The following is a 22,448-nucleotide window of genomic DNA, read 5'->3' on the forward strand; positions in this document are numbered from 1 at the left end:
ATGTACGCGGGTCGTCCTGAGGCGTACGCCGCTCAGGAGCGGGTGGCGCCGCCGGTCGCGGCGGATCCGGCTCCGGAGCCGCCCGTGCTCCGGCCCGACCGCTGCGCGAGCCGGTGGGTGACCCGGGCCCGGGCGATGATGATCGGCGCCGGGCACCGCATGTACAGGATCCAGGAGACCCACAGCGCGCCGCTGATCAGTGCCATGCCGGCCACCGCGTCCAGCAGGTAGTGGTTGGCAGTGGAGAGGATCACGAACACGGTCGTCGCGGGGTAGAGCACTCCCAAGGCCTTGGCCCATTTCTGGGACGCCAGCTTGAACAGGATGAGCCCGCACCACAGCGACCACCCGGCGTGCATGGACGGCATGGCCGCGTACTGGTTGGTCAGGCTTCCGGACGCGTCGCTCGCGTAGAGGCCGAGCGAGTGCAGCGCGGTCACCGGATCGACGAAGCCCTCGCCGTGGAGGAACCGCGGCGGGGCCAGCGGGTACAGCCAGAAGCCGATCAGCGCGACGGCCGTGGCGGTCATGATGGAGGTGCGGAGCCACCGGTAGTGCTGCGGCCGGTATCTGTACAGCCAGATGACGACGCCGAGCGTCACGATGAAGTGCATCGTGGCGTAGAAGACGTTGGCGGTGCGCGCCAGCCACGGCACGGTCAGCAGCGTCTGGTTCAGGTGCAGCTCAACGTCCAGCCCCAGATAGCGTTCCACGCGCAGGATCTCGTCGGCGTGCGCGAACGCCGGTCCCGTCCCGCCCTGAACCAGGACGACGCGGGTCAGCGTATAGCCGGTGTAGAAGAGAACGAGCAGCAGGAGCTCGCGCCAGACCGGGGGCGCGGTGAGGACCCGGCGCCGCATCCTGGTGGCGCCGGCCTCGCCTCTGCGAGTCGTCGGGGGGGCGGATTGAGCCATGTTACCTATCTTTGCCGCAGGGCCCCCTGAATGAGATCACCGCGGCGAATGGTCTTCATCTCAGACTTGAGTAGTACGACCCTGATGCGGTATCCGGACTTTCGGGGGAGGACCTCGGGGTCCCCGGGTGGGTCCCCCCGTCCCCTTCCCCGCTCTGCGCGGAGCCTATGGAGTCGATCAGGAGTCAGCATAGGAGGCCGTGGGTAGGTCCCGATCGCCCCCCGTGATCGAACGGAGGGACGAATGGCCAGGTACCGGGGCATTCCCGGCACTATTCCGGTCGCCGCCGCCGCGTTGGCCGCTATCGGACTGATCTCCCTCGCGGGAGGGACGGAACCTCGCCGCACGACCGCCGGCGAACCCCGTGCGGCGATAAGTACCCCTTCTCCCGTCCTCACTACCCCTTCCGCGGGCGTTTCACCTTTGAAATGGAAGAGGTGCACCGGGCTGCCGTCGCCTCCGCCCGGAGCCGGCCCGCCTCCGGCCGGGGTCCGGTGCGCGTCGCTCGGGGTGCCCCTGGACTACGCGAGACCCTCCGGCGAGCAGATCGAAATCGCCCTGATCAAGGTGCCCGCGACCGACCGGCGGCACCGGATCGGCTCGCTGGTGTTCAACTTCGGCGGGCCCGGCGGGGACGGCGTCGACACGCTCGCGCAGTCCGCCGGCGAGTACGCCGGCCTCGGCGCCCGCTACGACCTGATCGGCTTCGACCCGCGGGGTGTTGGCCGGAGCACCGCGGTGACCTGTGTGGACGCCGCCCGCATGGACAAGATCCTCGCCCTGGACGACAGTCCCGACACCGCCGCGGAGGAGCGGGCGTACCTCGACGCCCGCGCCGGCTACGTGCGGCAGTGCCAGGCGAGGTCGGGGCGGCTGCTTCCCCATGTCGGCACCGTGAACGCGGCCCGCGACCTGGACATGATCAGGGCCGCCCTCGGCGACGACAGGCTGCACTATTTCGGCGTCTCCTACGGCACCTGGCTCGGTGGCAGCTACGCCCACCAGTTCCCCGGCCGCGTGGGACGGGCCGTCCTGGACGGGGCCGTCGACACCCGGATCAGCGGCGTGGACCTGGCCCTCCAGCAGGCCGCCGCGTTCCAGCGCGCCCTCGGCGGCTTCGGCGCCGCCTGCGCCCGGCTCGGGCCGAAGGGCTGCCCGATGGGCACGGACGGCCCCTCCGTCGTCGCGTCCATCGCCCGGACCCTGTCCGGGCTCGACCGGAGACCGCTCTCCACGTCGTCCGGCCGCAGGCTCACCCAGAGCCTCGGCACGACCGGGGTGGCCACCGCGCTCTACTCCCGGGACGCCTGGCCGTACCTCGCCCAGGGCCTCGTCGACGCGGTGAAGCGCCGCGACGGCACGCTGCTGCTCATGCTCGCCGACATCCAGAACGGGCGGAAGGACGACGGAACCTACACCGGTCTCCAGGCCGCCAACACCGCCATCACCTGCGCGGACGGCACCGACCGGTACACCGTCGCCGACGTGCGGCGGCTGCTGCCGAGGTTCCGGAGCACCTCGCCGATCTTCGGGACGTCCATGGGGTGGGGCCTGCTGGAGTGCACGGGCTGGCCGGTGCGGGGCGACGGGACGGCCCGCGAGGTGTCCGCCCCGTCCGCCGCGCCGATCCTCGTCGTCGGCAACACCGGCGACCCCGCCACCCCGTACGCGTGGGCGCCCGCTCTGACGAGGGCGCTCGGCGGGCAGGCCACGCTCCTCACCCTGAAGGGCCAGGGGCACGGCTCCTACGACACCGGCGACCCCTGCGTCCGCAAGGCGGTCGACGCCTACCTCCTGCGCGGCACCGTGCCCGCCATGGGCGCCACCTGCGGTTAGACGATCTGCTCGACCTCCATCGGCTCGCGGAGCGCGCTGCCGACGGTGCAGTACTTCGCGTGGACGCGCTCGGCCACGGCCTTCAGGACGTCCTCGGCCTTGTCGTCCCCCTCCGGGAGCTCGACGTCATAGGTGACCGTGATCGTGCCGAGCGTGCTCGTCGCGATCTTGTCGGCCTGGACGGTCGCGGCGAGCCGCGCCATCCGGTGCCCCCGCTTTGCCGTCAGCGGCTCGACGGTGACCAGCTCGCAGCCGCCGAGCGCCGCCAGCAGCAGCTCGACGGGCGTGAAGACGCCCTCGGCCTCCCCGTCGCCGATGGCGACCTCGGCGCCCCGGTCGTTGACGGCCCGGAAGCCGTCCTCGGTGCGCTCCACCCTGACCTCGGCCATGGCCTCTCCTTTGATCGTCTGGAGTCCGCCTGCGTGAACGCGGCGCACCGCCGCGTTCTTCCCGGCCGGTCGAAGGCGTTTCACGAGGGCGGACGGGGTATCCGGCTTGATGAGGCGGCCGCGGGCCGGAGCCGCCGGAAGCCACGTCATCATCGCTTCGGGGGAACGATGGGTCACATCAAGACACGCGACGGCACCGAGATCCACTACAAGGACTGGGGCCGGGGGCAGCCCGTCATCTTCATCCACGGATGGCCGTTGAACGGCGACGCGTGGGACGACCAGATGAAGGCGGTCGCCGACGCCGGCCACCGCGCCATCGCGCACGACCGCCGCGGACACGGCCGCTCGTCCCAGCCCTGGGAGGGGTACGACTTCGACACCTTCGCCGACGACCTCAACGATCTGATCGACGCGCTCGGCGTCTGGGACGTGGTCCTGGTCGGGCACTCGATGGGCGGCGGGGAACTGGCCCGCTACGTCGGCCGGCACGGCACCGGGCGGCTGTCCAAGGCGGTGCTGCTGTCGGCGATCACGCCGATGATGCTCCAGAGCGACGCCAACCCCGAAGGGGTGCCCGCCCAGGTGTTCGAGGACATCAAGAAGGGCATCCTGAACGAACGGTCGCAGTTCTGGAAGGACACCTCGGAGGCCTTCTTCAGCGCCGCCCGGCCGGGCACCAAGGCCACCCAGGGCAACCGGGACGCGTTCTGGTTCATGGCGATGCAGGAGAGCATCAAGGCCGGGGTGGACTGCGTGACGGCCTTCGCCGGGACCGACTTCACCGAGGACCTGAGCAGGTTCGACATCCCGACGCTCATCGTGCACGGCGACGACGACCAGATCGTCCCGATCGACGCCACCGCCCGCAAGGCCGCCGAGATCATCCCCGACGCCATGCTGAAGGTGTACGAGGGCGGCTCGCACGGCATCGCGATGGTCCCGGGCGACAAGGACCGCTTCAACCGGGACCTGCTGGACTTCCTGCGGGCCTGACACGCCGGCTGCCCGCTAGGTCCCGAGCCGTTCCTGCTCCTCCGCGACGATCCGGCGCGCCAGGGCCTGCTCGGAGATGTCGACCGCGTCCGGCGTCCGCTCCGCGAGATCGCTGCGCCGCGCGTACTCGTCGAACAGCCTGGTCTTGGCCTGGAGGATCTCCAGCATCCGCGCGTCGACGCCGCCGGGTGTGAGGAGCCGGTGCACCTGCACGGTGCGCACCTGCCCCATCCGGTGCGCGCGGGCGACGGCCTGCGTCTCCATGGTCGGCTTGACCTGCGGCTCGCAGATGATCACCACCGACGCCGCCTGCAGGTTGAGCCCGACCCCGCCGGCCTGGATCTGCGCGAGCAGGACGGCGTGGCCGGGCGCGGCGGTGAAGGCGTCCACGATCTCCTGCCGCCGCGCCGGCGGCACGTCCCCGGAGATGGGCCCGCGCGCCGCCACCCCGATCGCGTCCTGCACGGTGGCGAGCACGTCGCGGAAGTAGGAGAAGATCACGACCTTCAGGTCGTTCTCGGCGGCCTCGACCACCAGTTCCCTCAACCGGTCGAGCTTGGCCGACTTCTTGGGGACGGCGTACGCGGCGCGGCGCATCGCCATGAAGTTGCCCTCCGCCACGGCGTCCCGGTAGGCCGCCTTGTCCGCCCGGCTGAACTCCTCCAGCTCGTCCACATGTACGACCTCTGGGAGCTCGACGAGCACGTCCCGCTGGTTCCGCCGCAGATACACCGGCGCCACCGCGGATCGGAACGCCTGCGCGCCCATCGCCGCGTCGCTGGGACGGACCTTCTCCGCCACCTCGGGCCGCAGATGCGCGACGAGGCTGCGGAACTCCTCGACGCGGTTCTCCATCGGCGTTCCCGTGAGGAACAGGACGTGGTTCGTCCTCCGGCACCAGTGCGCGACCGCCCGGGAACGGCGGGTCTCGTGGTTCTTGGCGTAGTGGGCCTCGTCCACCACGAACATGCCGAGCTTCACATCACCCGGGACGTCCAGTGTGTGCAGCGTGGCGAGCGTCGTCACGGCGATCCCGCCTTCCGCGGCCCACTTCTCCAGCGCCTTCCCGCGTCCCGGCCCGTGCAGCGGGTGTGCGGAGATCGTGCTGCGCGTCTCGATCTCCCGCACCCAGTTGATCAGCACGCTCGCCGGGCAGGCCACCAGGAAGCGGGTCTCGCCCCGGGCCCGCAGATGGGCGATCGCCGCGATCGCCTGGATCGTCTTCCCGAGTCCCATCTCGTCGCCCAGGATCACCCGCCGCTGGACGAGCGCGAACCGCGCCCCGAACGACTGGTACCCGCGCAGGGAGACCCGCCGGAACCCGTCGTCGAGAGGCTGGGCCTTGACCCTGGCCGCGAGATCACCGGGCAGGAAACCCTCGGCGGCCTCCCGCTCCGGTCCCAGCGCCGCGAGCTCGGCCAGCAGCGTCTGGTAGTCGGACGCGCGAAGCTCGAAATCGATCCACGCCTCGTCCGGTGAGACGTGCGGCCGCAGCAGGTCCACCGACGCCTGCGAGAGCAGCAGCCGGGTGCTCCGCCCCTCCTCCTGACCGAGGGCCTCCGCCAGCTCGCCGATCGCCTCCCGTGCCCGCTCCCGCCGCGACGGCCGCGCGAAGACCCTCCGCCACCACGCCCCGGCCGGCCGCGCGTCGCGCACCAGCGGCCCGAGCCTTCCGTCCACCGAGTCGGCGGCCGCGTGCGCCCTCGGCAGCTCCGGCCCGGCGTTCACCAGCCGGTGCAGCGCGACGACCACGGGGGTCATCGCCTCGTCCCGCCGGTCGACGTCGATCCGCACGCCCGCCGAACGCTCGGCCGCCTCCGCCAGGCTGCCCGCCGCCGCGTGGAGCTGCCGCGCCGTCTGGGGCCCGATCCCGGGAAGCAGCTGAAGCCGGTACGGGGTCGCGTCCAGCACGTCGCCGACGCTGGTGAACCCCGCCTCCTCCAGCGGCCCGAGCCGAAGCCGCCCGTCCGTGACGTCCTTCAGCCTCGCGATCGGAATCGACCCGAGCTGCTCCCGGGCCGCCTCCCTCCGCAACGGCGCCAGCGCCTCATGCACGTCGGAAAGGGCCTGCCGGTGGTCGACCAGCAGTTCCCGCGCGGCGCGCAGCAGGGAATGTGCGTCCCGCAGGACGTCCTTGGCCTCGTGCGTCATCCCGATCCTCCGCGGGCGGTTCCGCGCACATGATGCCAGTTCCGCGACGGCCTCCAGGACGTACAGTGATCTTGATGACGTCATGAACCGGGTCCTCGTCCTCGCGCTCGCCGCCCTGGCGGCCGCGGCCGACGTGATCTGGGCGTTCCGGCTGCCGGGCCTGGCGTCGTCCGGGAGCGCGCTCGCGATGCTCGCCCTCGGCCTCGGCGGCGGGTGGTCGTTCGTCGCCGGCGGGCTGGTCACCCGTGCCATCCGGCCCGCCGGCCGCACCGGCACGCTGATGACCGCGGTCGGGACGACCCTCCTGCTTTCGGGCGTGAACTACCACCCGGCGCGTCCGGCCATGCTGGCCGGGAACGTCCTCGGCTGGGCCGCGCTGGCCGTCCTGGCCCATCTCGTGCTGGTGGTCCCCGACGGCCGGGCCGCCGGCCGGGCGGAGCGGGCCATGGTCGCCGCCGTCTATCTCGGCCTGGCGATCGCGCTGGCGGTGTGGCTGCGCTTCGGCAGGCTCGGTGACGGGAGCTGCGTCTGCCTGCCGGCCCTTCCGGGCGGCGACGGGCCGTCCCGCCTGCTGACGCGTGGCCTGGCCGGGTTCCTGTGGGTGTTCGGGCTCGTGCTGACGGGGGTGCTCGTACGGCGGTGGCTGGTCCGGATGCCCGCACCCCGGCGGCACACCTTCGCCCCCGTAGCGCTGGCCGGCGCGCTGATGCTGCTCGCCACCTGGGGCCGGCAGGGCGTCTACCTCTGGCTCGGGGATTCAGTGGCGCGGTCCCCGCTGGAAACGGTCCTGCATTTCCTGCAGCTCTCCACGCTGGTGCTGTGGCCGCTCGGGGTGCTGGCCGGGCTCCTCCGCGCCCGGCTCGACCACGCGGCCGTGGCGCGCATCGCGGCGAGCCTCCCACCGGACCCGGGGATGCTGGAGGCGACGCTAGCGACCGTGCTGCGCGATCCGACCCTGCGCCTCGGCCACCCGGACGAGAACGGCGGCTACGCCGACGCGGCCGGCCGCCCCGCGCGGTGGCCCGACGCCGCGCACGGACGTTCGGCCGCCCTGCTGGAGGTCGACGGCGAGCCCGCCGCGGTCCTGTCCTACGACGCCGCGCTCGACGACGACCCGGAACCGATCCGGTCCGCGGCGGCGATCGTCCGGCTCGTGCTGGAGAACGAGCGCATGCGCGCCAGGCTGGCCGCGCGGCTGGCCGAGGTCCGGGAGTCCCGGGCCCGGATCGTGACAGCGGGGGACGCCGAACGGCGCCGGATCGAGCGCAACCTGCACGACGGCGCGCAGCAGCGGCTGGCCCGGCTGACCACCACGCTGGGGCTCGCCCGCGCCCGCAACTCCGACGAAGGGCTGGCCGGGCTGCTGGACGAGGCGGCGGCCGACCTGCGCCACGCCATGACCGAACTCCGCGAGCTGGCCGGCGGCATCCACCCGGCGATCCTCCGCGAAGCGGGCCTCCGCGCGGCGCTGGCCTCGCTGGCCGACCGGTCGCCGGTCCCCGTCACGGTGGAGGCGCCCGAGGGACGGCTCCCCGCGGCGGCCGAGCAGGCCGCCTACTTCGTCGCCGCCGAGGCCCTGGCCAACGCGGCCAAGCACGCCGGGGCCTCGCACGTGTCGATCACGGCGGCCCTGCCGGCGGCCGGGGACGGCACGCGGCTGCGGCTGGAGATCCGCGACGACGGCGTGGGCGGCGCGCGGGCGGAGTCGGGCACCGGCCTGCGCGGTCTGGCCGACCGGGTGGCGGCGCTGGACGGCGGCCTTCTCGTCGACAGCCCACCGGGACGGGGCACCCGGGTGACGGCCGAGATCCCGCTCGGCCGTCCGGACCCGGCGGAGCCCGGCCGCGGGGAGCCTCAGGAACGCAGGTAGGCGAGCACCGCCAGCACCCGGCGATGGTCGTCCTCGGCCACGGCGAGACCGAGCCGCTCGAAGATGTTGTGGACGTGCGTCTCCACGGTCTTCGGGCTCAGCCGCAGCCGCCCGGAGATCGCCTGGTTGGAGCGGCCCTCGGCCATGAGCGCCAGCACCTCGCGCTCCCGCACGCTGAGCCGCTCCAGGGGGGCGTCCCTGCGCCGTCTCCCGACGAGCCTGACGACCACGTCGGGGTCGATGACGGTGGCGCCGCCGTGGACGCGGCGGAGGGCGTCGGTCAGTTCCGCGACGTCGGAGAGACGGTCCTTGAGCAGGTAGCCGATGCCGCGGGCGTCGTCGCCCAGCAGCCCTATCGCGTGATGCGCCTCGATGTGGTGGGACAGGACGAGCACGCCGACCGCGGGATGCCCGCCGCGGATGCGCCGCGCCGCGTCCAGGCCCTCGACGCCGTAACCGGGCGGCATCCGCACGTCCACGATCACCACGTCCGGCGGGTCGGCCGCGACCGCCGCCAGCAGCGCGTCGGCATCGCCGACCTCGGCGCAGACCGTGATCCCGGAGTCGGTGAGCAGCCGGGCCAGCCCCTGCCGGAAGAGCGCGCTGTCCTCCGCAAGTATCACCCGCATGGTGATCGACAGCTTAGGCTCCCGGAGTCCCGGGCGGCTCGGTGCGGGCCATGACCCGGGCGCTCAGGGCCACCCCTGAAAAGATCAAGGGACTGCCCGGTGGGCGGGCGGGCGCGGCCTTGCCAGGCTTTCCGGGGTGGAGATCTTCGACCCCGCCTTCGCGCCGGAGGCGGCGACGGCACCAGTGCCGCCCGCCATCCGGCTGGACCGGCTCACCCGGCGCTACGGCCGCGGCAGGAGCGCCGTGGAGGCGCTCCGCGGCGTCTCGGCGGACCTGCCCGCCGGGTCCTTCACCGCGATCATGGGCCCGTCCGGGTCCGGCAAGAGCACGCTGCTCCAGTGCGCCGCGGGGCTGGACCGGCCGACGTCGGGGCGGGTGCTGCTGGGCGGCGACGACCTGACGGCGATGGGCGAGTCCCGGCTCACCAGGCTGCGCCGGGACCGGATCGGCTTCGTCTTCCAGTCGTTCAACCTCATCCCGGCGCTGACGGCCACCGAGAACATCATCCTTCCGCTGCGGCTGGCCGGGCGGCGGCCGGACCGCGCCTGGCTCGCCGAGCTCATCGAGCGCGCCGGGCTGGCCGAGCGGGCCGGTCACCGGCCGAGCGAGATGTCGGGCGGGCAGCAGCAGCGGGTCGCGATCGCCCGCGCCCTCCTCACGCGGCCCGCGGTGGTCTTCGGGGACGAGCCGACGGGGGCGCTGGACCTGGCCACCGGCCGGGAGATCCTCACGCTGCTCCGGGAGGTCGTCGACACCCTCGGCCAGACCCTGGTCATGGTCACGCACGATCCGGTCGCGGCGTCCTATGCCGACCGGGTGCTCTTCCTCGCCGACGGCTCCATCGTCGAGGGCATGGACCGTCCCACCGCCGACCGCGTCGCCGCGCGGCTGGCCCGGCTCGGCGGGTGACGGCGTGCTGCGTCTGGCACTGGGCACGATCCGCACCCGCAAGATCGGCTTCTTCGGCTCGCTGGCCGCCGTGCTGGTGGCGGTCACGCTCGTCGCGGCCTGCGTGACGATGATCCAGTCCGGGATGCGCGCGACGCCGGCCGTCGACCGGTTCGGCGCCACGGCCGCCGTGGTGCGCGCCGATCCGAACCTGCGCGTCCGCTCGGGCGAGGACGAGGAGGTCGTCCCCCTCAAGGCGCCGCCCCGGCTGACGGCGGAGCGGCTGGCGACGCTGCGCGCCGTGCCGGGCGTCGCCGCCGTCGTCGGGGACACGCCGTTCCACGCGCAGGCCCTGGGCGAGGACGGCGAGCCGCTGCCCGGAGGCGGCGACGGGCCGTCGCTCGGACATGGCTGGCAGGCCGCACGGCTCACGCCGTTCACCCTCTCCGCCGGACGGGCCCCGGTGACCGGCAGCGAGGTCGCGATCGACGCCGACCTGGCGCGCCGGGCCTCCGTGCGCTCCGGGAGCCGCATCCGGGTCGTCACCGCCGCGGGGACCCGGCCGTTCACGGTGAGCGGGATCGTCCGGCCGCGTGGCGGACGGGCCGCGCTGCCGTCCCAGGCCACGCTCTTCTTCGCCGAGACGACCGCGGCGCGGCTGTCCGGAGCGAGTGGCACCGCCGACGTCGCGGGCGTGATCGCGCGGCCCGGGATCCCGGCCGCCGAACTGGCCGGGAGGCTGCGCACGGTGGTGCACGGCACCGGCCAGGAGGTGCTCACCGGCGGCGAGCGGGCACGGGCGGGCGCACCCGAGACGGCGGAGAAGCTGGAGTACTCCACGCTGCTCTTCGGCCCGATGGCGGGGATCGGCGGTTTCCTCGCCGTGTTCGTCATCGGCGGGACGCTGGGCCTGTCGGTCCTGCAGCGCCGCCGGGAGATCGCGCTGCTGCGGGCCATCGGCGCCACGTCCGGGCAGATCAGGCGCATGATCGCCGCCGAGGCCGTGGTGCTGGCGCTGCTCGCCGCGCCGCCGGGATACCTGCTGGGCATCCCGCTGGCCCGCCTGCTGCGCGGGCTGCTCGTCGACCGGGGGCTCGCGCCGCCCGAGTTCGCGGTGGTGACGGGCCCGCTGCCGCTGCTCGTCGCGGGGGCGGCCGGGCTGGTGCTCACGCTGCTGTCGGCGTTCACGGCGGTCCGCCAGGCCTCCCGGTTCCGTCCCGCCGAGGCGCTGCAGGAGGCGGCGCGGCCCCGGCGGCTCGTGACCGTCCCGCGCGTCCTGCTCGCCCTCGCCATGCTGGCGGGCGGCCTCGCGATCCTCATGCTGAGCCGGCATGCGGGCGGCCAGGTCGGCGTCGCGTTCCAGGCACTGGTCGTCATGCTGCTGATGGGTGCGGCGGCCCTGCTGGCGCCGCTGCCGACCCGGTTGCTCGAACCGCCGATCGGGGCCGCGATCGGCGCGGTCACGAGGACGACGGGATGGCTCGCCCACGCGGGCTCGGCCGCGGCGGTCCGCCGGGTCTCGGCGGCGGCAGCCGCCATCCTGATCAGTGTGGCCATGGCCGGGTACGCGCTGCTGGTGACGGCCGTCCTGGACGACACCACCGCCGCCCAAGGACGGGACCGGGTCGTCGCCGACCGGATCCTGCTGCCGCGCGCCGGCGGAGGGCTCCCGGCGGAGGCGGCGGACGCGGCGCGGCGACTGCCGGGCGCCGAGACGGTCTCCGCGGTGCGCGGCACCGAGGTCGTCTCGTACGTCCTGGGCACCCCCGATGCCCTTCCGGCGCAGGCCGTGGATCCGGCCACGGCGGGACGGGTCCTCGACCTGGGCCTGCGCGAGGGCTCGCTGGAGAGCCTCAGGACGCCGGGGACGGTGCTGGTCAGCCGCACCCACGCGGGTGAGCACGGCTGGCATGCCGGGTCGCGCTTCCGCGGCTGGCTGCCGGACGGGACGCCGGCGGACCTGCGGGTCGGCGGGATCTTCGACCGCTCGCTCGGCTTCGCCGACATCGTCTTCTCCGAGACGGCGCTGGCCGCTCACATGGGCACCGGTATGGACGACGCCGTCCTGATCCGGGCACGCCCCGGCGCCACCGGCGAGCTCGACCGCGCACTGCGCGCACTGCGGCGCGACCAGCCCGCCGTGCGGGTGGTGGACCGGGCGGGTTACGGCGACGCCGCGCATACCTCGATCCAGCAGAACTCGTTCGGGACGTACCTGGTGCTCGCCGTCCTCGTCTCGTTCAGTGCCGTGTCGCTCGTCAACACCCTGGTCATGGGGACGGCCGCGCGGGTCGGGGAGTTCGCGCTCCTCCGCGCCGTGGGCGCCGGCCGCCGCCAGCTGATCCGCATGATCACCTGGGAGACGGTCATCACCACGGTGATCGGCGTCCTGGGCGGCAGCGCCATCGCCTGCGTGGCGCTCGCCGGGGCGAACGGCGCGCTCACCGGCACGATGCGGCTGACCGGCCTGCCCCTCCCGCAGTACCCGCTGCTCCTCGCGGGCGTCGCCGCCATGAGCCTGGCCGCGAGCCTGGCGGCGTCGGTCCTGGTGCTCGGCGCCCGCCCGATCGACGCCCTGCGCGGCGGTGCCCGCGAGTGACCCACCGGTCCGGCAACGGCGGGCGGCGCGTCGATCCCGGACCCGCGCAGACGCGGAGGCCCGGCGGCACCGCCGCCGGGCCCCTCGACTTCCGCGGATCAGATGTCGTAGTACAGCTCGAACTCGTGGGGGTGGGGGCGGAGGCGGATGGGGTCGATCTCGAACTCGTTCTTCATCGAGATCCAGGTCTCGATGAGGTCCGGGGTGAAGACGCCGCCTTCGAGGAGGTAGTCGTGGTCGGCCTCCAGGGCCGCGAGGACCTCGGGCAGCGAGCCGGGGACCTGCGGGATCGCGCGGGCCTCCTCGGGCGGCAGCTCGTAGAGGTCCTTGTCGACCGGCTCCGCGGGCTCGATCTTGTTCTTGATGCCGTCCAGGCCGGCCATGAGCATGGCGGAGAAGGCCAGGTAGGGGTTGCAGGACGGGTCCGGGACGCGGAACTCGATCCGCTTGGCCTTCGGGTTCGAGCCGGTGATCGGCACCCGGATGCAGGCCGAGCGGTTGCGCTGGGAGTAGACCAGGTTGACCGGGGCCTCGAAGCCGGGGACCAGGCGGTGGTAGCTGTTCACCGTCGGGTTCGTGAAGGCCAGCAGGGACGGGGCGTGCTTGAGCAGGCCGCCGATGTAGTAGCGGGCGTTGTCGGACAGGCCCGCGTAGCCGACCTCGTCGTAGAAGAGGGGCGCGCCGTCCTTCCAGAGGGACTGGTGGCAGTGCATGCCGGAGCCGTTGTCACCGAAGATCGGCTTCGGCATGAACGTGACGGTCTTGCCGGCGGCGCGCGCGACGTTCTTGACGATGTACTTGTAGAGCAGCAGCTGGTCGGCGGTCTTCAGGAGGGTGTCGAAGCGGAAGTCGATCTCCGCCTGGCCCGCGGTGCCGACCTCGTGGTGCTGCATCTCGACGTGGATGCCGGCGGACAGCAGCTGCGCCACCATCTCCGAGCGCAGGTCGGTGTAGTGGTCCATCGGCGGGACGGGGAAGTAGCCGCCCTTGTAGGGGGGCTTGGCGCCGAGGTTGCCGCCGGCCTCCTCGCGGCCGGTGTTCCACGCGCCCTCGACCGAGTCGAGGTAGTAGTAGCCGGCGTTCTGCTTCGTCTCGAAGCGGACGTCGTCGAAGATGTAGAACTCGGCCTCGGGGCCGAAGTAGCAGGTGTCGGCGATGCCGGTGCCGCGCAGGTAGTCCTGCGCCTTCTTGGCCACGTTGCGCGGGTCGCGGCTGTAGGGCTCGCCCGTCAGCGGGTCGTGGACGAAGAAGTTCAGGTTCAGGGTCTTGTGCTGCCGGAACGGGTCCACGACGGCGGTGCTCGGGTCGGGGAGCAGGAGCATGTCCGACTCGTGGATCTCCTGGAACCCGCGGACCGACGAGCCGTCGAACATCAGCCCCTCGGTGAAGACGCTCTCGCCGAAGCTCTCGACGGGGAACGTGAAGTGCTGCATCTTGCCCGGCAGGTCCACGAACCGGCAGTCGACGAAACGCACACCTTCGTTCCTGATGTAGCTCAGGACCTCTTCGGCGCTGCTGAACATCCAGCCTCCTCAGGGCGGTTCTTGGCTCCCAGCACGCTACGGGCGCGCCGTTTCCCGGCCATGTCTCGTATGTTTCCGCTGTGTTACGCGTCACTTCCGGCCTGCCCGGGGGAGCCGCGTCGGGACCTGCGGGGGGACCGGATAGCGTAGGGGCCATGAGCGGTGGCAAGGGGCGGCAGGAGGCGGCCGGGCCGCGGTGGACGCAGACCTGGCTCGGCGGCGCCCGTTCGGCCGGGGCCGACCTCGGCGAGCCGGGCAAGCGCATCGGCCTCCCGGAGAGCGGCAGCGGCGCCGTCGCGCCCTACGGCCGGCGGCTGATCGCGCTGTTCGTCGACTGGGGCCTGTCGATGCTGGTCGCGAGCCTTCTGGCGCGCTCGTTCGACTGGGCGCCGGCGCAGCGCAGCCTGGCGACGCTCGCCGTCTTCGGCCTCCAGGCCTGGGTGCTCACCGCGCTCCTCGGCACGACGATCGGCAAGCGGCTGTGCGGCATCCGCGTCGCGCGGCTGGACGGACGCCCGGTCGGGCTCGGCTGGGCGCTCGCCAGGACCGTCCTGCTGCTCCTGGTCGTTCCCGCGCTGATCTGGGACCGCGACTACCGGGGAATGCACGACCGCGCCGGCAACACCGTCGTCGTCAACATCTAGCCAGAACACGAGAAGGCGCCCCCGGCGGGGGCGCCTTCTTCTTTCGGGCCCCTTCGGGCGTCAGCGCATCTTGGGCTTCGGGCCCTTGGGCATCTTCGCGCCCCGCGGCATCGGGCCCTTCGGCATCTGCATCGACCGGGGCAGAGCCTGGAGCCGGTCGTTGAGGTCCGCGACCTGCCCCTTGGTGAGGTTGCGGGGCAGCTTCATCAGGTGGCGCTGCAGCTTGTCGACCGGGATCTGGCCCTCGTCGTCCCCGACCTGGACGTCATAGATCGGCACCTGCTGGGCGGCGCGGGAGATGCGCTTCTTCTCCGCGCCGAGCAGCGGGCCGACGCGGTTGCGCGGGCCCTCGGACACGAGCACCACGCCGGCGCGTCCCACCGCGCGGTGCACCATGTCGAGGTTGCGGTTGCCGCTGACCGCCTCGGTGACCGTCCAGTTGCCGCGCATGTTCTTCAGGATCGCGGCGGCCGCGCCCGGCTGCCCGGCGATCACCTTGTACTGCGCGCGCTGCGCCAGCTGCCCGAAGACGATCATGCCGACGGCGAGCCCGGCGAGGACGCCCAGCGGGATGAAGAACCACAGCTGGCCGATGATCAGCCCGATGAGGATGACGACGACCAGGGTCCCGAGCGCGGCGGCGACCACGATCGGCAGGGCCTTCGGGTCGGCCTTGCGCAGCACCTGGGCGACCATGCGGATCTGCTTGAGGCGCCCTGGACTGTCCTGGGCCCCGTCCGTGGGCTTTTTCGACATGAATCCAAGGATAGTCGGGTCGGCGCCCGGAGCCGACACCCGACGCCCCGGCCACGGAAGCAATCAAGCTCGCGCGGAGACCGCCTGCTTGTAGAGGCGGCCGGCGCGGTAGCTGGAACGCACCAGCGGGCCGGACATGACGCCCGCGAAGCCGATCTCCTCGGCCTCCGCCGACAGCTCCACGAACTCCTCCGGCTTCACCCACCGCTCCACCGGGTGGTGGCGGGGGCTCGGCCGCAGGTACTGGGTGATCGTGACCAGCTCGCAGCCGGCCTCGTGCAGGTCGCGCAGCGCCTGCGAGATCTCCTCGCGGGTCTCGCCCATGCCGAGGATCAGGTTCGACTTGGTGACCAGGCCGTCCTCGCGGGCGCGGGTGATGACCTCCAGGGACCGCTCGTACCGGAACCCGGGCCGGATCCGCTTGAAGATCCGCGGCACGGTCTCCACGTTGTGCGCCAGCACCTCCGGCCGCGACGAGAAGACCTCGGCCAGCTGCCCGGGGACGGCGTTGAAGTCCGGGATGAGCAGTTCGACGCCGCAGCCGGGAATCGCCGCGTGGATCTGCCGGACGGTCTCGGCGTACAGCCAGGCCCCGCCGTCCTCAAGGTCGTCGCGGGCGACGCCGGTGACGGTCGCGTACTTCAGGCCCATCGTGGCGACGGACTCGGCGACGCGGCGCGGCTCGTCCCGGTCGAACTCGGCGGGCTTGCCGGTGTCGATCTGGCAGAAGTCGCACCGCCGGGTGCACTGGTCGCCGCCGATGAGGAACGTGGCCTCGCGGTCCTCCCAGCATTCGTAGATGTTGGGACAGCCGGCCTCCTGGCACACCGTGTGCAGGCCCTCGGACTTCACCAGGCCGGTGAGCTCGCGGTACTGCGGCCCCATCTTCAGCCGTGTCTTGATCCACTCGGGCTTGCGCTCGATCGGGGTCTCGCTGTTGCGCGCCTCGACGCGCAGGAGCTTCCGTCCCTCAGGTGTCACCGTCGTCACGGGTCCCAGCGTACGTCCCGATCTCCGGTGCCGGCACACCGCGGCCCGACGTGTGGCGGGGGCCTCAAAGCCGTATCGGAGCGATCTCGAACGCATGACGGTACTCCGTTCGTGCAGCCGATTCGCGTGTTTCGGCCATCTTCAACAGAGGATCTCTCTAAGGTGACTCCCTGTCGTCACGCAACAGCGTCAGCAGGAGGACCACCGTGGGTCTGGCAATGTCGTACCTCAGGGTGCCGCCGGTGCTGGAGGGGGAGCCCGATCCCGGCCGGATCGCGCGCCACGTCTTCGGCGACGCGAACTGGCGCCGGCGCGGCGCGAGGGAACTGTTCGAGCTCGGCTGGGCGTGGCAGGCGATGCACTTCCTCGTCACCGGCGACGCGTGGGAGGGCCGCCAGCCCGAGGCCGACGTCGTGTGCGGCGGCCGGCTGCTCACCGAGGACGGCGCCGACGAGCTGGGCATGGACGTGATCTACCTGGCGCCGGACCGGGTGAAGCCGGCCGCCGACCACCTGGCCGCGACGCCGTTCGCCGACGTCGCCCGGCGCTTCGACCCGGCGGCGATGGGCAAGGCCGGCGTCCAGGACGCTGGACGGCTGGACGGCGCCGCCCGCGACAAGGTCTTCAAGCCCGCCTACAGGGGGCTGGCGGACTTCTTCCGGGTCGCCGCCACCGAAGGCCAGGCCGTCTACAAGGTCATGGCCTGACCCGACCGGCGGCCCCGAGCGTCTTCCCGGGGCCGCTCCGGGAGGACGCCGGTCAGACGCCGAGCTGCGCCGTGGTGCGGTGGAGCGTCTCCGCCGCGCCGAGCGCCGCGGCCAGGTGCCGCTCGACCAGCGGGACGATCTCGGCGACCGTGACCTCCCGGCCGAGTTCCCGGCTCAGGTTGGTGGACCCGACGTCCCGGATCCCGCAGGCGACGATCTTGTCGAACCAGCCCATGTCGTTGTCGCAGTTGAGCATGAAGCCGTGCATCGCGACGCCCCGCGCCACCCGGATCCCGATCGAGCCGATCTTGCGGTCGGGGGCGCCGGGCACCCACAGCCCGCTGCGCCCCTCGACGGTGACCGTCTCCAGGCCGAGCTCGGCGCAGACGTCCATCATCATCTGCTCCAGCAGCCGCACGTAGCCGACGACGTCCGCCGGGTCGGGCAGCCGGATGATCGGGTAGCCGGTGAGCTGCCCCGGACCATGCCAGGTGATCTTGCCGCCGCGGTCCACGTCCACGACCGGGGCGCCGGGGTCGCCGAACGGGCGGTCGAGCGCCGCGGTCCGCTTGCCCGCGGTGTAGACGGGCTGGTGCTCCATCAGCAGGACGGTGTCGGGGACGAGGTCGTCCACCCGCAGCGCATGGGTGCGTTTCTGCAGCTCCCATCCCGCCTCGTAGGGGACGGCCGCCGTGCCGAACCCCGCGTGCACCACCACCAGCTCGCGTACGTCCACATCGCTCACGCGAGCCAGCTTATGCCGTGGACGGCCGGACCGCTCCTCAGAGGGCGGCGAGCAGCCGGGGCTCCAGCCGGTACTCTTTCGCCGTCCCCGGCCCGTCGGGCTCGATCCGGTAGGCGCCCGCGTCCCGCCGGTAGGAGACGGCCTGGACGAACTCGGTGCCGACATAGTGCAGCGCCACGCCCTCGTCGGCCGCGTACCCGCCCGGCAGGGACCCCTCGCCGACGAGCTGCTGGAGCAGCGGGCGGCGCTGCGGTTCGCTGTCGTAGTGCACCCCGCACGAGAACGGCAGGAAGCGCAGCCCGTCCGTCAGCGGGCGCAGCTGCGGCCCGAAGGAGTCGGTGTTGCCGCCGGCGTGCCAGCACAGCGCGCCCGCGCTCTGCCCGGACAGCACGACGCCCTCCTGCCACGCCTCCCGCAGGATCTCGTCGAGCCCGTGCAGCCGCCACAGGGCCAGCAGGTTCGCGACGCTTCCGCCGCCGACGTAGACGAGGTCCTGGGTGAGCAGGTGTGCCCGCATGTCGGCGATGTTCGGCATCGGGAACAGCGCCAGGTGGCTGACCTCGGCGTCCATGGAGGAGAACGCGGCGTAGGAGCGGGCGATGTACTGGGGGGCGTCGCCCATGGCCGTCGTGATGACGCAGACGCGCGGCCGGTCCTGGCCGGTCAGGTCGAACGCGTAGCGCAGCAGGGGGCTCGGTTCGAGGCCGTCCCGGCCGTCGGGCACGAACGTGCCCCCGCCGATCGCGAGGATGTGCGGCTGTCCGTCGGTGCTCATTCATCCCCCTCGTAGGCCATGTTGTCTCAATGTCACCGTATGACTACCGAACGGGATCGGGCAGGACTTTGACGATTCTTGGGACTCACAGGACGGCGGCGATGGCCGACTCGACGTCCTCGTGCGCGAACCGGAACCCGGCCTCCTCCAGCCGGCGCGGACGCACCCGCTGGCTGACCAGCGGCCCTTCGTCGGCGAAGCCGAGCAGCGCGGCCCGCAGCGCGAACTTCGGGACGGCCAGCCGGGTCGGCCGGTGCAGGACCCGGCCGACCGCCTTCGTGTAGGCGTCGTTGGTCACCGGGTTCGGCGCGGTCATGTTGACGGGCCCGGCGATCTCGTGGCCGATCAGGAACCGCAGTGCCGAGACCAGGTCGCCGATGGAGATCCAGCTCGTCCACTGCCGGCCGTCCCCGAGGTCGCCGCCGAGGCCGAGCCGGAACAGCGGCAGGGTGCGCCCGAGGATCCCGCCCTCACGCGCCAGCACGACCCCCGTCCGCGGATGGACGACCCGGACCCCGGCCTCCCGCGCGGGTGTGGCGGCGGCCTCCCAGTCGCGCACGAGGCCCGCCAGGAACCCCTGCCCGGCGGGGGACTTCTCGTCGACCTCGCGGTCGCCGGTGTCGCCGTAGTAGCCGATCGCCGACCCGCAGACCAGCACGCCGGGACGCGGATCGGCGGCCGCGATCGCCTCGGAGAGGGTCCGGGTGCCGACCACCCGGCTGTCGTAGATCCTCCGCTTGTACGCCTTCGTCCACGGCCGGTCGCCGACCCCGGCGCCGGCCAGGTGCACGACGGCGTCCGCGCCCTCCAGCGCCCCCTTGTCGACGCAGCCGTCGGCGGGGGACCAGCGTGCCTCGTCGGATCTGGACGGCTCCCGCCGCACCAGCCGGACGACCTCGTGGCCGTCATCCCGCAGCGATCGCACCAGCGCCGAGCCGATGAGGCCCGACGAGCCCGTGACGGTGACCCTCATGCTCCCAGCCTAGGACGACGACGCCACCGAACGCTGAGATTCTCATCGGGGTCCCGCGTTTCCCCGGACGCGCGGGACCCCGCCGGCCTGCGGCGCGGCGGGGTCCCGGTGGCGTGCTCAGAGGCCGAGCTCGGCCTCGAAGTTGCCCTCCTCCAGGCGGTGCTTGACCGTGGCGAGGAAGCGGGCGGCGTCCGCGCCGTCGATCAGCCGGTGGTCGTAGGTCAGCGCCAGGTAGACCATCGACCGGACCGCGATGACCTCGCCCAGCTCCGGGTCGTCGATGACGGCCGGGCGCTTCACGACGGCGCCCGTGCCGAGCATGCCGACCTGCGGCTGGTTGAGGATCGGGGTGTCGAACAGCGCGCCGCGGCTGCCGGTGTTGGTCAGCGTGAACGTGCCGCCGGCCAGCTCGTCCGGGCTCACCTTGTTGGTGCGGGTGCGCTCGGCGATGTCGGCGATCCGCTGCGCGAGGCCGCCGAGGTTCAGCTGGCCCGCGTTGTGCACGACCGGGACCATCAGGCCGCGCTCGGGCACGTCCACGGCGATGCTGAGGTTCTCCACCTCGTGGTAGGTGACCTCGTTGGTCTCGCCGTTGATGACCGCGTTCAGCTTCGGGTGCGCCTTGAGGGCCTCGACGGTCGCCAGCGCGAAGAACGGCATGAACGACAGCTTGACGCCCTCGCGCGCCTGGAAGTCGGCCTTGGCCTGGTCCCGCAGCCGCGCGATCTTGGTGATGTCCACCTCGACCACGGTGGTGAGCTGCGCGGACACCTGCAGCGACTCGACCATGCGGCGGGCGATCGTCTGCCGCATGCGGGACATCTTCTCGGTCCGGCCGCGCAGCGCGAGCTGCTCGGCGGGGGCGCCGGCGGGCGCCGGGGCCGCGTGCCGGCCCACCGGGGCCTGGGCCGGAGCGGGCGCCGGGGCGGCCGGAGCGGGCGGGGCGGCGGGCGCGGCCTGCTGCTGGGCGGCCTGCTGGGCGGTGCGGGCCGCCTCCAGGACGTCCTGCTTGCGGATGCGGCCGCCGACGCCGGTGCCCTTGACCGTGGCCAGGTCCACGTTGTGCTCGGCCGCCAGCTTGCGGACCAGCGGCGTGACGTACGGCCCCTCGCCCGGCTCCGCCTGCGGCTGCGCCGGCTGCTGCGACACCGGGGTCGGCGCGGGCGGCCGCGCGGGCGGGGCCGGCGGCTGCGGGGCCGGGGCGGGCGCCGGGGACGGCGGGGCCGCGGGCTGCTGCTGCGCCGGCGGCGGCCACGCCGCGGGCGGCGGCGCCTGCTGCTGCGGTGCCTGCTGCGGGGGCGCCTGCCCGGCCTGCGGCGGGGCGGCGGGGGCCTCCTCGCGCGCGTCCTCCGCGGCCGGGGCGCCGCCGCCGGACGGCGCCTCGCCCTCGTCGCCGATGACGGCCAGTTCGGCGCCGACCTCGACGGTTTCGTCCTCGGCGACGGTGATGCTGGTCAGGATGCCCGAGGCGGGGGAGGGGATCTCGGTGTCGACCTTGTCGGTGGACACCTCCAGGAGCGGCTCGTCGGTCTCGACGCGCTCACCCTCCTTCTTCAGCCAGCGGGTGACGGTGCCCTCGGTGACGCTCTCGCCGAGCTGGGGCATGGTGACGGAGACCGGCATGTCTCAGCGACTCCTTCGTATTACTTGTGCGACGTTCAGCCGTGCACGTGCAGTGGTTTGCCGGCGAGGGCGAGATGTGCCTCGCCGACCGCCTCGGACTGGGTCGGGTGGGGATGGATCAGCTGGGCGACCTCGCCGGGCAGGGCCTCCCAGTTGTAGATGAGCTGGCCCTCCGCGATGAGCTCGCCGACGCGTGCGCCGACCATGTGGAGGCCGAGGACGGGACCGTCCGCGGCCGCGATCACCTTGACCTCGCCCTGCGTCCCCAGGATCTTGCTCTTGGGGTTGCCGGCGAGGTCGTAGGTGACCTCCTTGATCTCGTACCCGCGCTCGCGGGCCACGGCGGACGTGATGCCGACCGAGGCCACCTCGGGGTCGGAGTAGGTGATGCGAGGGACGCCGTCGTAGTCGATCGGCGGCGGGGTGAGCCCGCTCAGCCGCTCGGCGACGAGGATGCCCTCGGCGAAGCCGACGTGGGCCAGCTGCGGCGTCGGGACCAGGTCGCCGACCGCCGAGATCGTGGGGACGTTCGTCCGGCAGTACTCGTCGACCTTGACGAACCCGCGCTCGGTCTCGACGCCGGCCTCGGCCAGCCCGATGCCGTCGGAGACCGGGCCGCGCCCGACCGCCACCAGCAGCAGCTCCGCGTCGATCGTCTTGCCGCCTTCGAGCGTGACGGAGATGCCGCCCTGCGTCGGCTTGGCGCTCTCGAAGCGGGTGCCGACCTCGAACGTGATGCCGCGCTTGCGGAACGCCCGCTCCAGCCGCTTGGAGCTGGACTCCTCCTCCAGCGGCAGCAGGTGGGGCAGCGCCTCGACGATCGTGACCTCGGCGCCGAACGAGCGCCACACGCTGGCGAACTCGACGCCGATGACGCCGCCGCCGAGGATGACGACCGAGCCGGGGACGTGCTCCAGCCGCAGGGCGTGGTCGCTGGAGATGACGCGCTCGCCGTCGATCTCCAGGCCGGGCAGCGACTTCGGCACCGATCCGGTGCCGAGCACGATGTGCCCGGCCTCGATCGTCCGCAGCCCGCCGGGGGTGTCGACCTCGACCGTGGTCGGGCCGGCGAGCCGGCCGGTACCGTGCACGACCTCGATGCCACGGGACTTGATCAGCCCGGTGAGGCCCTTGACGGTCGTCGAGACGACCTTGTCCTTGTAGGCGTTCACGCCCGCGACGTCGATGCCCTCGAAGGTGGTCCTCACGCCGAACTTGGCCGCCTCGCGGGACTGGTCCGCCACCTCGGCCGCGTGCAGCAGCGCCTTGGTGGGAATGCAGCCGCGGTTGAGGCACGTCCCGCCGAGGGACTCGTCGCGCTCGATGAGCGCGACCGACCTGCCGAGCTCGGCGGCGCGCAGCGCGCACGCGTATCCGCCGCTGCCGGCACCCAGGACGACGATGTCGAAGGGGCCGTTGTTGGCCACTGGACGCTCCCT

Annotated in this window: 19 protein-coding genes; 7 read left to right on the top strand and 12 right to left on the bottom strand. The window is 72.9% G+C overall.

What is annotated here, in order from left to right; translation table 11 throughout:
- Window positions 1-32 precede the first annotated feature (32 nt).
- A complete protein-coding gene (locus ACQPZP_RS15155) occupies window positions 33-914 on the bottom strand; it encodes a phosphatase PAP2 family protein (protein ID WP_433478250.1) in 882 nt (293 codons plus the stop codon).
- A 510-nt stretch (window positions 915-1,424) separates the two neighbouring features.
- On the opposite strand from ACQPZP_RS15155, the gene ACQPZP_RS15160 reads away from it, so the two are divergent.
- Window positions 1,425-2,750: an alpha/beta hydrolase gene (locus tag ACQPZP_RS15160; protein ID WP_433478251.1), complete on the top strand. Its 1,326-nt coding sequence runs from the start codon at window positions 1,425-1,427 to the stop codon at window positions 2,748-2,750.
- Here ACQPZP_RS15160 and ACQPZP_RS15165 read toward each other — a convergent pair.
- Window positions 2,747-3,139 (bottom strand): OsmC family protein, encoded by a 393-nt coding sequence (locus ACQPZP_RS15165; protein ID WP_433478252.1) that lies wholly within the window; start codon window positions 3,137-3,139, stop codon window positions 2,747-2,749. The two genes, ACQPZP_RS15160 and ACQPZP_RS15165, sit on opposite strands and share 4 nt — an antisense overlap.
- 168 nt (window positions 3,140-3,307) lie before the next feature.
- Between ACQPZP_RS15165 and ACQPZP_RS15170 the strand changes: the two genes are divergently transcribed.
- Window positions 3,308-4,135: an alpha/beta fold hydrolase gene (locus ACQPZP_RS15170; protein WP_433478253.1), complete on the top strand. Its 828-nt coding sequence runs from the start codon at window positions 3,308-3,310 to the stop codon at window positions 4,133-4,135.
- Between the two features lie 15 nt (window positions 4,136-4,150).
- Here ACQPZP_RS15170 and ACQPZP_RS15175 read toward each other — a convergent pair whose 3' ends face one another.
- Entirely contained in the window at window positions 4,151-6,286 is a 2,136-nt protein-coding gene (locus ACQPZP_RS15175; protein ID WP_433478254.1) for a DEAD/DEAH box helicase, read from the bottom strand.
- A gap of 82 nt (window positions 6,287-6,368) precedes the next feature.
- Between ACQPZP_RS15175 and ACQPZP_RS15180 the strand changes: the two genes are divergently transcribed.
- On the top strand, window positions 6,369-8,156 hold the full coding sequence (locus tag ACQPZP_RS15180) for a sensor histidine kinase (protein WP_433478255.1): 1,788 nt from the start codon (window positions 6,369-6,371) through the stop codon (window positions 8,154-8,156).
- Here the strand turns inward: ACQPZP_RS15180 and ACQPZP_RS15185 are convergent.
- A complete protein-coding gene (locus ACQPZP_RS15185) occupies window positions 8,141-8,785 on the bottom strand; it encodes a response regulator transcription factor (protein ID WP_433478256.1) in 645 nt (214 codons plus the stop codon). The two genes, ACQPZP_RS15180 and ACQPZP_RS15185, sit on opposite strands and share 16 nt — an antisense overlap.
- A gap of 136 nt (window positions 8,786-8,921) precedes the next feature.
- On the opposite strand from ACQPZP_RS15185, the gene ACQPZP_RS15190 reads away from it, so the two are divergent.
- Together ACQPZP_RS15190 and ACQPZP_RS15195 are read left to right on the top strand one after the other, a co-directional pair.
- Window positions 8,922-9,695, top strand: a complete 774-nt coding sequence (locus tag ACQPZP_RS15190) for an ABC transporter ATP-binding protein (protein WP_433478257.1) — start codon at window positions 8,922-8,924, stop codon at window positions 9,693-9,695.
- A 4-nt stretch (window positions 9,696-9,699) separates the two neighbouring features.
- Window positions 9,700-12,273 carry an ABC transporter permease gene (locus ACQPZP_RS15195; RefSeq protein WP_433478258.1) on the top strand — a complete coding sequence of 858 codons (2,574 nt, stop codon included), beginning with the start codon at window positions 9,700-9,702 and terminating at the stop codon, window positions 12,271-12,273.
- Window positions 12,274-12,371: 98 nt separating this feature from the next.
- On the opposite strand, the gene glnA is transcribed toward ACQPZP_RS15195, so the two are convergent.
- Complete coding sequence (glnA, locus tag ACQPZP_RS15200; protein WP_433478259.1) at window positions 12,372-13,796, bottom strand: type I glutamate--ammonia ligase; 1,425 nt, start codon at window positions 13,794-13,796, stop codon at window positions 12,372-12,374.
- A gap of 155 nt (window positions 13,797-13,951) precedes the next feature.
- Here glnA and ACQPZP_RS15205 point away from each other — a divergent pair, with 155 nt between their 5' ends.
- Window positions 13,952-14,440 carry an RDD family protein gene (locus tag ACQPZP_RS15205; protein WP_433478260.1) on the top strand — a complete coding sequence of 163 codons (489 nt, stop codon included), beginning with the start codon at window positions 13,952-13,954 and terminating at the stop codon, window positions 14,438-14,440.
- Window positions 14,441-14,500: 60 nt separating this feature from the next.
- On the opposite strand, the gene ACQPZP_RS15210 is transcribed toward ACQPZP_RS15205, so the two are convergent.
- Together ACQPZP_RS15210 and lipA are read right to left on the bottom strand one after the other, a co-directional pair.
- Complete coding sequence (locus ACQPZP_RS15210; RefSeq protein WP_433478261.1) at window positions 14,501-15,196, bottom strand: DUF4191 domain-containing protein; 696 nt, start codon at window positions 15,194-15,196, stop codon at window positions 14,501-14,503.
- A gap of 63 nt (window positions 15,197-15,259) precedes the next feature.
- On the bottom strand, window positions 15,260-16,186 hold the full coding sequence (lipA, locus tag ACQPZP_RS15215) for a lipoyl synthase (protein ID WP_433478262.1): 927 nt from the start codon (window positions 16,184-16,186) through the stop codon (window positions 15,260-15,262).
- A gap of 206 nt (window positions 16,187-16,392) precedes the next feature.
- Between lipA and ACQPZP_RS15220 the strand changes: the two genes are divergently transcribed.
- On the top strand, window positions 16,393-16,893 hold the full coding sequence (locus ACQPZP_RS15220; RefSeq protein ID WP_433478263.1) for a DUF1877 family protein: 501 nt from the start codon (window positions 16,393-16,395) through the stop codon (window positions 16,891-16,893).
- A 52-nt stretch (window positions 16,894-16,945) separates the two neighbouring features.
- Here the strand turns inward: ACQPZP_RS15220 and lipB are convergent, their stop codons facing one another.
- The 5 genes from lipB to lpdA all read right to left on the bottom strand — a co-directional run bounded on the left by lipB (window position 16,946) and on the right by lpdA (window position 22,436).
- On the bottom strand, window positions 16,946-17,638 hold the full coding sequence (lipB, locus tag ACQPZP_RS15225) for a lipoyl(octanoyl) transferase LipB (protein ID WP_433478264.1): 693 nt from the start codon (window positions 17,636-17,638) through the stop codon (window positions 16,946-16,948).
- A gap of 37 nt (window positions 17,639-17,675) precedes the next feature.
- The gene (locus ACQPZP_RS15230) at window positions 17,676-18,413 is read right to left on the bottom strand and encodes a Type 1 glutamine amidotransferase-like domain-containing protein (RefSeq protein ID WP_433478265.1); all 738 of its coding nucleotides are present in this window, start codon (window positions 18,411-18,413) and stop codon (window positions 17,676-17,678) included.
- 85 nt (window positions 18,414-18,498) lie between these two features.
- On the bottom strand, window positions 18,499-19,386 hold the full coding sequence (locus ACQPZP_RS15235; RefSeq protein WP_433478266.1) for a TIGR01777 family oxidoreductase: 888 nt from the start codon (window positions 19,384-19,386) through the stop codon (window positions 18,499-18,501).
- Between the two features lie 117 nt (window positions 19,387-19,503).
- Window positions 19,504-21,009 carry a 2-oxoglutarate dehydrogenase, E2 component, dihydrolipoamide succinyltransferase gene (sucB, locus tag ACQPZP_RS15240; RefSeq protein WP_433478267.1) on the bottom strand — a complete coding sequence of 502 codons (1,506 nt, stop codon included), beginning with the start codon at window positions 21,007-21,009 and terminating at the stop codon, window positions 19,504-19,506.
- A gap of 35 nt (window positions 21,010-21,044) precedes the next feature.
- Window positions 21,045-22,436 (bottom strand): dihydrolipoyl dehydrogenase, encoded by a 1,392-nt coding sequence (lpdA, locus tag ACQPZP_RS15245; protein ID WP_433478268.1) that lies wholly within the window; start codon window positions 22,434-22,436, stop codon window positions 21,045-21,047.
- Window positions 22,437-22,448: the final 12 nt, after the last annotated feature.

This window comes from Spirillospora sp. CA-142024 (genome assembly GCF_050942325.1).
Lineage (GTDB): Bacteria > Actinomycetota > Actinomycetes > Streptosporangiales > Streptosporangiaceae > Spirillospora.

Excerpts from the sequence above, each read along its gene's own strand:
- ACQPZP_RS15185 (WP_433478256.1), bottom strand. The coding sequence starts at position 8,785 with ATGCGGGTGATACTTGCGGAGGACAGCGCGCTCTTCCGGCAGGGGCTG.
- ACQPZP_RS15235 (WP_433478266.1), bottom strand. The coding sequence starts at position 19,386 with ATGAGGGTCACCGTCACGGGCTCGTCGGGCCTCATCGGCTCGGCGCTG.
- ACQPZP_RS15210 (WP_433478261.1), bottom strand. The coding sequence starts at position 15,196 with ATGTCGAAAAAGCCCACGGACGGGGCCCAGGACAGTCCAGGGCGCCTC.
- ACQPZP_RS15175 (WP_433478254.1), bottom strand. The coding sequence starts at position 6,286 with ATGACGCACGAGGCCAAGGACGTCCTGCGGGACGCACATTCCCTGCTG.
- ACQPZP_RS15170 (WP_433478253.1), top strand. The coding sequence starts at position 3,308 with ATGGGTCACATCAAGACACGCGACGGCACCGAGATCCACTACAAGGAC.
- ACQPZP_RS15230 (WP_433478265.1), bottom strand. The coding sequence starts at position 18,413 with ATGAGCACCGACGGACAGCCGCACATCCTCGCGATCGGCGGGGGCACG.
- glnA (WP_433478259.1), bottom strand. The coding sequence starts at position 13,796 with ATGTTCAGCAGCGCCGAAGAGGTCCTGAGCTACATCAGGAACGAAGGT.
- sucB (WP_433478267.1), bottom strand. The coding sequence starts at position 21,009 with ATGCCGGTCTCCGTCACCATGCCCCAGCTCGGCGAGAGCGTCACCGAG.
- ACQPZP_RS15155 (WP_433478250.1), bottom strand. The coding sequence starts at position 914 with ATGGCTCAATCCGCCCCCCCGACGACTCGCAGAGGCGAGGCCGGCGCC.
- ACQPZP_RS15205 (WP_433478260.1), top strand. The coding sequence starts at position 13,952 with ATGAGCGGTGGCAAGGGGCGGCAGGAGGCGGCCGGGCCGCGGTGGACG.
- ACQPZP_RS15165 (WP_433478252.1), bottom strand. The coding sequence starts at position 3,139 with ATGGCCGAGGTCAGGGTGGAGCGCACCGAGGACGGCTTCCGGGCCGTC.
- ACQPZP_RS15180 (WP_433478255.1), top strand. The coding sequence starts at position 6,369 with ATGAACCGGGTCCTCGTCCTCGCGCTCGCCGCCCTGGCGGCCGCGGCC.